The organism is Kineococcus siccus (assembly GCF_009906795.1).
In the GTDB taxonomy this organism is placed as follows: Bacteria; Actinomycetota; Actinomycetes; order Actinomycetales; family Kineococcaceae; genus Kineococcus; species Kineococcus siccus.
Window position 1 is genome coordinate 1 of record NZ_JAAALN010000214.1, and the last position, 6,866, is coordinate 6,866.

The following is a 6,866-nucleotide window of genomic DNA, read 5'->3' on the forward strand; positions in this document are numbered from 1 at the left end:
GCCCCCGCCGTGGCCTGCCCCCGCCGTGGCTGGCGGCGCCGTCGCCGCGGGGGCGCTGTCGCACGGGCGACGTAGGCTGGCCGCAGTCCCGAACCCCCTCGCACGACCCCTCCGGAGCACCCTTGAGCCTCACCGGCCTGCTCGACGTCCTGCGCACCGAACCCGCCGTCCGCGCCGCCGTGGCGGCCGCGCACGAGGGCGGGACGGACGCGCTCGACGTCGTCGCGCCGCTCGGCGTGCGGCCCGCCCTGCTCGCGGCCTTCGCGGCCGAGCGGCCGCTGCTCGTCGTGACCGCCACCGGCCGCGAGTGCGAGGACCTCGCGACCTGGCTGCGCTGCTACCTGCCGGCAGGCTGCGTGGCCGAGTTCCCGGCCTGGGAGACGCTGCCGCACGAGCGGCTCTCGCCGCGCAGCGACACCGTCGCGCAGCGGCTGTCCGTCCTGCGGCGCCTCGCCCACCCCACCCCGGACGAGCCCGGCGCCGGTGAGGTGCGCGTCGTCGTGGCGCCCGTGCGTGCCGTGCTGCAGCCGCTGGTGAAGGGCCTCGCCGACCTCGAGCCCGTGCGGCTGCGGCGGGGCGACGAGGTCGGTCTCGACGACACCGTGGCCGCGCTCGCGGCCGCGGCCTACACGCGCGTGGACATGGTGGAGCGCCGCGGCGAGTTCGCGGTCCGCGGCGGCATCCTCGACGTCTTCCCGCCCACGCGGCCCCACCCCCTGCGCGTGGAGTTCTTCGGCGACGAGGTCGACGAGGTCCGCTCCTTCTCCGTCGCCGACCAGCGGACGCTGGAGGGGGAGCCCGACGGCGTGTGGGCGCCGCCGTGCCGCGAGCTGCTGCTGACGCCCGACGTGCGCGAGCGCGCCGCGGCGCTGATCGGCGGGCACCCCGAGGCCGCCGACGTCCTCACGAAGATCGCCGAGGGCATCGCGGTCGAGGGCATGGAGTCGCTCGCGCCCGCCCTGGTCGACGGCATGGAGCCCCTGCTGGACGTGCTGCCGGCCGGGACCCACGTGGTCCTCGCCGAGCCCGAGAAGGTGCGCGCCCGCGCGCACGACCTGGTGGCCACGGGGGCGGAGTTCCTCGACGCGGCGTGGATGAACGCGGCCGTCGGCGGGCAGGCGCCCGTGGACCTGGGCGCCTCGTCGTTCTGGACGCTCGCCGAGGTCCGCGCGCACGCCGAGGCCACGGGCCGGCCCTGGTGGTCGGTGACGTCGCTGACCAGCGACGACGACCTGCGCGACCTCGAGGACACCCGCGTCCTGCGCGTGAAGGCGCGCGACGTCGTGTCCTACCGCGGCGAGACGGAGAAGGCGCTCGCCGACCTGCGCGACCTCACGGCCGCGGGCTGGCGCATCGTCCTGACCACCGAGGGGCACGGCCCGGCCAAGCGCCTGGTCGAGATGCTGTCGGGCGAGGACGTGCCCGCACGGCTGACCGACGACCTCGTCGAGGGCCCAGTGCCGTCCGTCGTCCAGGTCACCACGGCCTCGGTCGAGCACGGCTTCGTCCACGAGGGCCTGCAGCTCGCGCTGGTCACCGAGGCGGACCTGACGGGCGTGGGCGGGCAGTCGACCAAGGACATGCGCCGGATGGCCCCGCGCCGGCGGCGCAACGCGGTCGACCCGCTGTCGCTGCGGCCCGGCGACTTCGTCGTGCACGAGCAGCACGGCGTCGGGCGGTTCGTGGAGATGGTGCAGCGCACCATCCAGGGCGCGACGCGGGAGTACCTCGTCCTGGAGTACGCCGCGAGCAAGCGCGGCCAGCCGGGGGACCGGCTGTTCGTGCCGACGGACACCCTCGACCAGGTCACCCGGTACACGGGCGGCGAGGCGCCGCAGCTGTCGAAGATGGGCGGCTCGGACTGGTCGAAGACCAAGAGCCGCGCCCGCAAGGCCGTCAAGGAGATCGCGGGCGAGCTCATCCGCCTGTACTCGGCGCGGATGGCGACCAAGGGCCACCAGTTCGGCCCCGACACCCCGTGGCAGCGCGAGCTCGAGGACGCGTTCCCGTACGTCGAGACGCCGGACCAGCTGTCCAGCATCGACGAGGTCAAGGCGGACATGGAGAAGCCCATGCCGATGGACCGCCTCGTCTGCGGCGACGTCGGCTACGGCAAGACGGAGATCGCCCTGCGCGCGGCGTTCAAGGCCGTGCAGGACGGCAAGCAGGTCGCCGTGCTCGTGCCGACGACGCTGCTGGTCCAGCAGCACTACAAGACGTTCGCGGAGCGGTTCGCGGCCTTCCCCGTCACGGTGCGGCCGCTGTCGCGGTTCTCCTCCACGGCCGACTCCAAGGCCGCGATGGCCGGGCTCGTCGACGGGTCCGTCGACGTCGTCATCGGCACGCACCGCCTGCTGTCCAACGAGGTGCAGTTCAAGGACCTCGGGCTGGTCGTGGTCGACGAGGAGCAGCGCTTCGGCGTCGAGCACAAGGAGGCGCTGAAGAAGATGCGCACCAACGTCGACGTGCTGGCGATGAGCGCGACGCCGATCCCGCGCACGCTGGAGATGGCCGTCACGGGCATCCGCGAGATGTCGACGCTGGCCACGCCGCCGGAGGAGCGCCACCCCGTGCTCACCTACGTCGGGGGTCAGGAGGAGAAGCAGATCGCGGCCGCGATCCGCCGCGAGCTCCTGCGCGAGGGCCAGGTGTTCTACGTCCACAACCGCGTGCAGTCCATCGAGCGGACCGCGGCGCGGCTGAAGGAGCTCGTCCCCGAGGCGCGCATCGCCACGGCGCACGGGCAGATGGGCGAGCACCGCCTCGAGCAGGTCGTCCTCGACTTCTGGGAGAAGCGGTTCGACGTCCTCGTCTGCACGACGATCGTCGAGACGGGCCTGGACATCTCCAACGCCAACACCCTCATCGTCGAGCGCGCCGACGCCATGGGGCTCTCGCAGCTGCACCAGCTGCGCGGGCGGGTCGGCCGCGGCCGGGAGCGGGCCTACGCCTACTTCCTCTTCCCGCCCGAGAAGCCGCTGACGGAGACCGCGCACGACCGGCTCGCGACCATCGCCCAGCACACCGACCTCGGCTCCGGCATGGCCGTGGCCATGAAGGACCTCGAGATCCGCGGCGCCGGGAACCTGCTGGGCGGCGAGCAGTCCGGGCACATCGCGGGGGTCGGGTTCGACCTCTACATGCGCATGGTCGCCGACGCCGTGGCCGACGCCCGCAGCCACGTCCCGGGCGCGGAGAACGACGACGCGGAACCCGAGACGACCGAGGTGAAGATCGAGCTGCCGGTGGACGCGCACCTGCCGCACGACTACATCCCCTCCGAGCGCCTGCGCCTGGAGGCCTACCGCCGCCTGGCCGCGGTGGACGGCGAGGAGGACCTCACGGAACTGCGTGCGGAACTCGTCGACCGCTACGGCGAGCCCCCGCAGCCCGTGCTGAACCTGCTGGAGGTCGCGCGGTTCCGGGTGCAGGCCCGTCGCGGCGGCCTGCGGGAGATCTCGCTGCAGGGCAAGCAGGTCCGGGTCGCCCCCATCGACCTGCCCGAGTCGCGGGAGCTGCGGCTCAAGCGCCTCTACCCGGGCACGATCCTCAAGCCGAACCTGTCGACCGCGCTGGTCCCCGCCCCCATGACGGCCCGCATCGGCGGCCAGCCGCTGCGCGACGCGGAGATCCTCGCGTGGGCGCACGAGTTCGTCGCGGCGATCCTGCTGGAGCAGAAGGCGTCCCTGGCCGCCGCGGGCGCGCGGTGACGCGTCCGGACGGCGCGCCCGCCGGGTCCCGGCTGCTCGAGCTCGTCGCGGTCATGGACCGGCTGCGCTCGCCCGGCGGCTGCCCCTGGGACGCGCAGCAGACGCACGCCTCGCTGCTGCGCTACCTCGTCGAGGAGACCTACGAGGTGGTCGAGGCGGCGGAGCACGGCGACTCCGACGAGCTGCGCGAGGAGCTGGGGGACCTGCTGCTGCAGGTCGTGTTCCACGCGCGGGTCGCGGCCGAGGCGCCCGGCGGGGGTTTCGACATCGACGACGTGGCCGACGCCATCGTCGCCAAGCTGGTGCGCCGCCACCCGCACGTCTTCGCGGGCGAGGCCCCGGCCGAGGACCTGCAGCGCGGCTGGGACGCCATCAAGGCCACCGAGAAGCCGCGCGACAGCGTGTTCGACGGCATCCCGCTCGCGCTGCCCGCCCTGGCCCGGGCCGACAAGGTGCTGGGGCGGCTCCAGCGCGCCGGCCTCGACCCGCTCGCGGAGGCCACGGCCCCCGGCCGTGCCGATGCCGATGCCGCTGCCGTCGACGCCGAGGCCGTCGGGGCGCAGCTGCTGGCCGTCGTGCGACGCTCCCACGCTGCGGGTGTCGACCCCGAGGCCGCGTTGCGCGTGGCCACCCGCGGCCTGGAGACGGCGGCCCGGGCGGCCGAGCGCGCCGCCACCGCACCCTGACGGGCACCCCGTACCCTCCGCTGACGTGACCGACGACCACGTCCTCGCCATCGACATCGGCGGAACCAAGATCGCCGCAGGCCTCGTCTCCGAGACCGGCGCCGTGCTCCTGGAGCGCGAGGTGCCCACCGACGCCACCAGCCCGCGGGCGGTGGGGGCGGCCCTCGACGGCCTGGTCCGGGCCGTGCTCGGCGAGGCCCGGGCGGCCGGGACGAGCGTCGTGGACACGGTCGGGATCGGCTCGGCCGGACCGGTGGACACGACGACCGGCACGGTGCACCCCGTCAACATCGTGTCCCTGCGCGGCTACCCGCTCGTCGACGCCGTCGCCGCCGCCGCCTCCGCGGCGCTGGGGCGCCCGGCGCGCGCCGTCCTGGCCCAGGACGGGCAGTGCTTCGCCGCGGCCGAGCAGTGGGTCGGGGCCGCGGCGGGGTCGCCGTCGATGCTGGGCGTCGTGGTCTCGACCGGCATCGGCGGCGGCGTCGTGCTGGACGGGCGGATCCTCGCGGGCAAGACCGGCAACGCCGGGTTCATCAGCCACGTCGGCGTCGTCCTGGACGGCGAGGAGCTGAAGGGTTCGGGGGCGCGCGGTGTCGTCGAGGCGTACGCCAGCGGCCCCTCGATGGTCGCCGCGGCGCGCCGGCGCGGCTGGCGGGCCGGCGAGGCGGGCGTCGACGCGCGCACGCTGACCGCCGACGCGGCCGCGGGGGAGCCCACCGCCGTCGCGGTCATCGCCGACGGCACGCGCGCCCTGGCGTCGTCGTTCCTCTCCACCGCAGCGCTGTTCGACCTCAGCGACATCGTCGTGGGCGGCGGCGTGGCCTCCGCGGGCGCCGTCCTCATGGACCCCCTGCGCGCGGCCTACGCGGAACTCGCGGTGTACCCGCACCTCGCCGACGTGCGCATCGTGCGCTCCACGCTGCCGCGCCTGTCCGGCCTGATCGGGGCGGGGCGCCTCGGCTGGCAGCACCTCGGGGGAGCCTGAGCGCAGCGGTCGGCGATAGGGTCGCGGCGCAGTCAGACCGCACCACCACCCCGACCTGAGGAGCGCGCGTTGGCCACCATCGAGGCCGTCGGAGCTCGCGAGATCCTGGACTCGCGCGGCAACCCCACCGTCGAGGTCGAGGTCCTCCTCGACGACGGGACCTTCGCGCGGGCGGCCGTGCCGTCCGGCGCGTCCACCGGCGCCCACGAGGCCGTCGAGCGCCGCGACGGCGACAAGGGCCGCTACGGCGGCAAGGGCGTCGAGCAGGCCGTCGAGGCCGTCATCGAGGAGATCGGGCCGGCCCTGGTCGGGCACGACGCCCACGAGCAGCGCCTCGTCGACCAGGTCATGCTCGACCTGGACGGCACCGCCAACAAGGGCCGCCTGGGCGCCAACGCGATCCTCGGCGTCTCCCTCGCGGTCGCGAAGTCCGCGGCCTCGGCCGCCGACCTGCCGCTGTTCCGCTACCTGGGCGGGCCCAACGCGCACCTGCTGCCGGTGCCGATGATGAACATCATCAACGGCGGCTCGCACGCCGACACGGGCGTCGCGATCCAGGAGTTCATGATCGCCCCGATCGGGGCGGCGTCGTTCCGCGAGGCGCTGCGCTGGGGTGCCGAGACCTACCACTCGCTGAAGTCGGTGCTGAAGGCGCGCGGCCTCGCGACCGGCCTGGGCGACGAGGGCGGCTTCGCCCCCGACCTGCCCAGCAACAAGGACGCCCTGGACCTCATCGGCGAGGCGATCGAGAAGGCCGGCTTCACGCTGGGCCGCGACATCTCCCTCGCGCTCGACGTCGCGGCGACCGAGTTCCACGCCGAGTCCGGGTACAGCTTCGAGGGTTCGGACCGCTCCGCGGAGTGGATGACGGGCTACTACGAGGGCCTGCTCGCCGAGTACCCGCTGGTCTCGATCGAGGACCCGCTGTCCGAGGACGACTGGGCCGGCTGGGTCCACCTCACGAGCGCCATCGGCGACCGCGTCCAGGTCGTCGGCGACGACCTGTTCGTCACCAACCCCGAGCGCCTGCAGCGGGGCATCGACACCTCGGCCGGCAACGCGCTGCTGGTGAAGGTCAACCAGATCGGTTCGCTCACCGAGACCCTCGACGCGGTGGACCTGGCGCACCGCAACGGGTTCCGCACCATGATGAGCCACCGCTCGGGCGAGACCGAGGACACGACGATCGCCGACCTCGCCGTCGCCGTGGGTTCCGGCCAGATCAAGACCGGCGCACCCGCGCGCTCGGAGCGCGTGGCGAAGTTCAACCAGCTGCTGCGCATCGAGGAGGAGCTGGACGACGCCGGCCGCTACGCCGGCGCCACCGCGTTCCCCCGGGCCGCCGGGCGCGCCTGACGCACGCGCGAGACCGGCTGGGAGAACCTGGTCCCATGGCGACCCGACGTCCGACCGCACCCCGCACCCCCCGCCGTGGCGCGGGGGGCGCGGGGCGCGGCGCGGAGGCCCGCCCGGTGCGGCCCGCGC

The 6,866-nt window shown here is 74.6% G+C and carries 4 protein-coding genes; all 4 read left to right on the forward strand.

Annotated features, from left to right (window positions below; genetic code table 11):
* Nucleotides 1-122: 122 nt before the first annotated feature.
* The 4 genes from mfd to eno all read left to right on the forward strand — a co-directional run bounded on the left by mfd (nt 123) and on the right by eno (nt 6,737).
* Nucleotides 123-3,710 (forward strand): transcription-repair coupling factor, encoded by a 3,588-nt coding sequence (gene mfd / locus GTR02_RS18170; protein WP_166608895.1) that lies wholly within the window; start codon nt 123-125, stop codon nt 3,708-3,710.
* Nucleotides 3,707-4,396 carry a nucleoside triphosphate pyrophosphohydrolase gene (locus tag GTR02_RS18175; protein ID WP_338073904.1) on the forward strand — a complete coding sequence of 230 codons (690 nt, stop codon included), beginning with the start codon at nt 3,707-3,709 and terminating at the stop codon, nt 4,394-4,396. The genes mfd and GTR02_RS18175 overlap by 4 nt, the downstream gene beginning before the upstream one ends.
* Nucleotides 4,397-4,421: 25 nt before the next feature.
* Entirely contained in the window at nt 4,422-5,381 is a 960-nt protein-coding gene (locus tag GTR02_RS18180; protein WP_166608896.1) for an ROK family protein, read from the forward strand.
* A gap of 69 nt (nt 5,382-5,450) precedes the next feature.
* The gene (gene eno / locus GTR02_RS18185) at nt 5,451-6,737 is read left to right on the forward strand and encodes a phosphopyruvate hydratase (protein ID WP_166608897.1); all 1,287 of its coding nucleotides are present in this window, start codon (nt 5,451-5,453) and stop codon (nt 6,735-6,737) included.
* Nucleotides 6,738-6,866 lie beyond the last annotated feature (129 nt).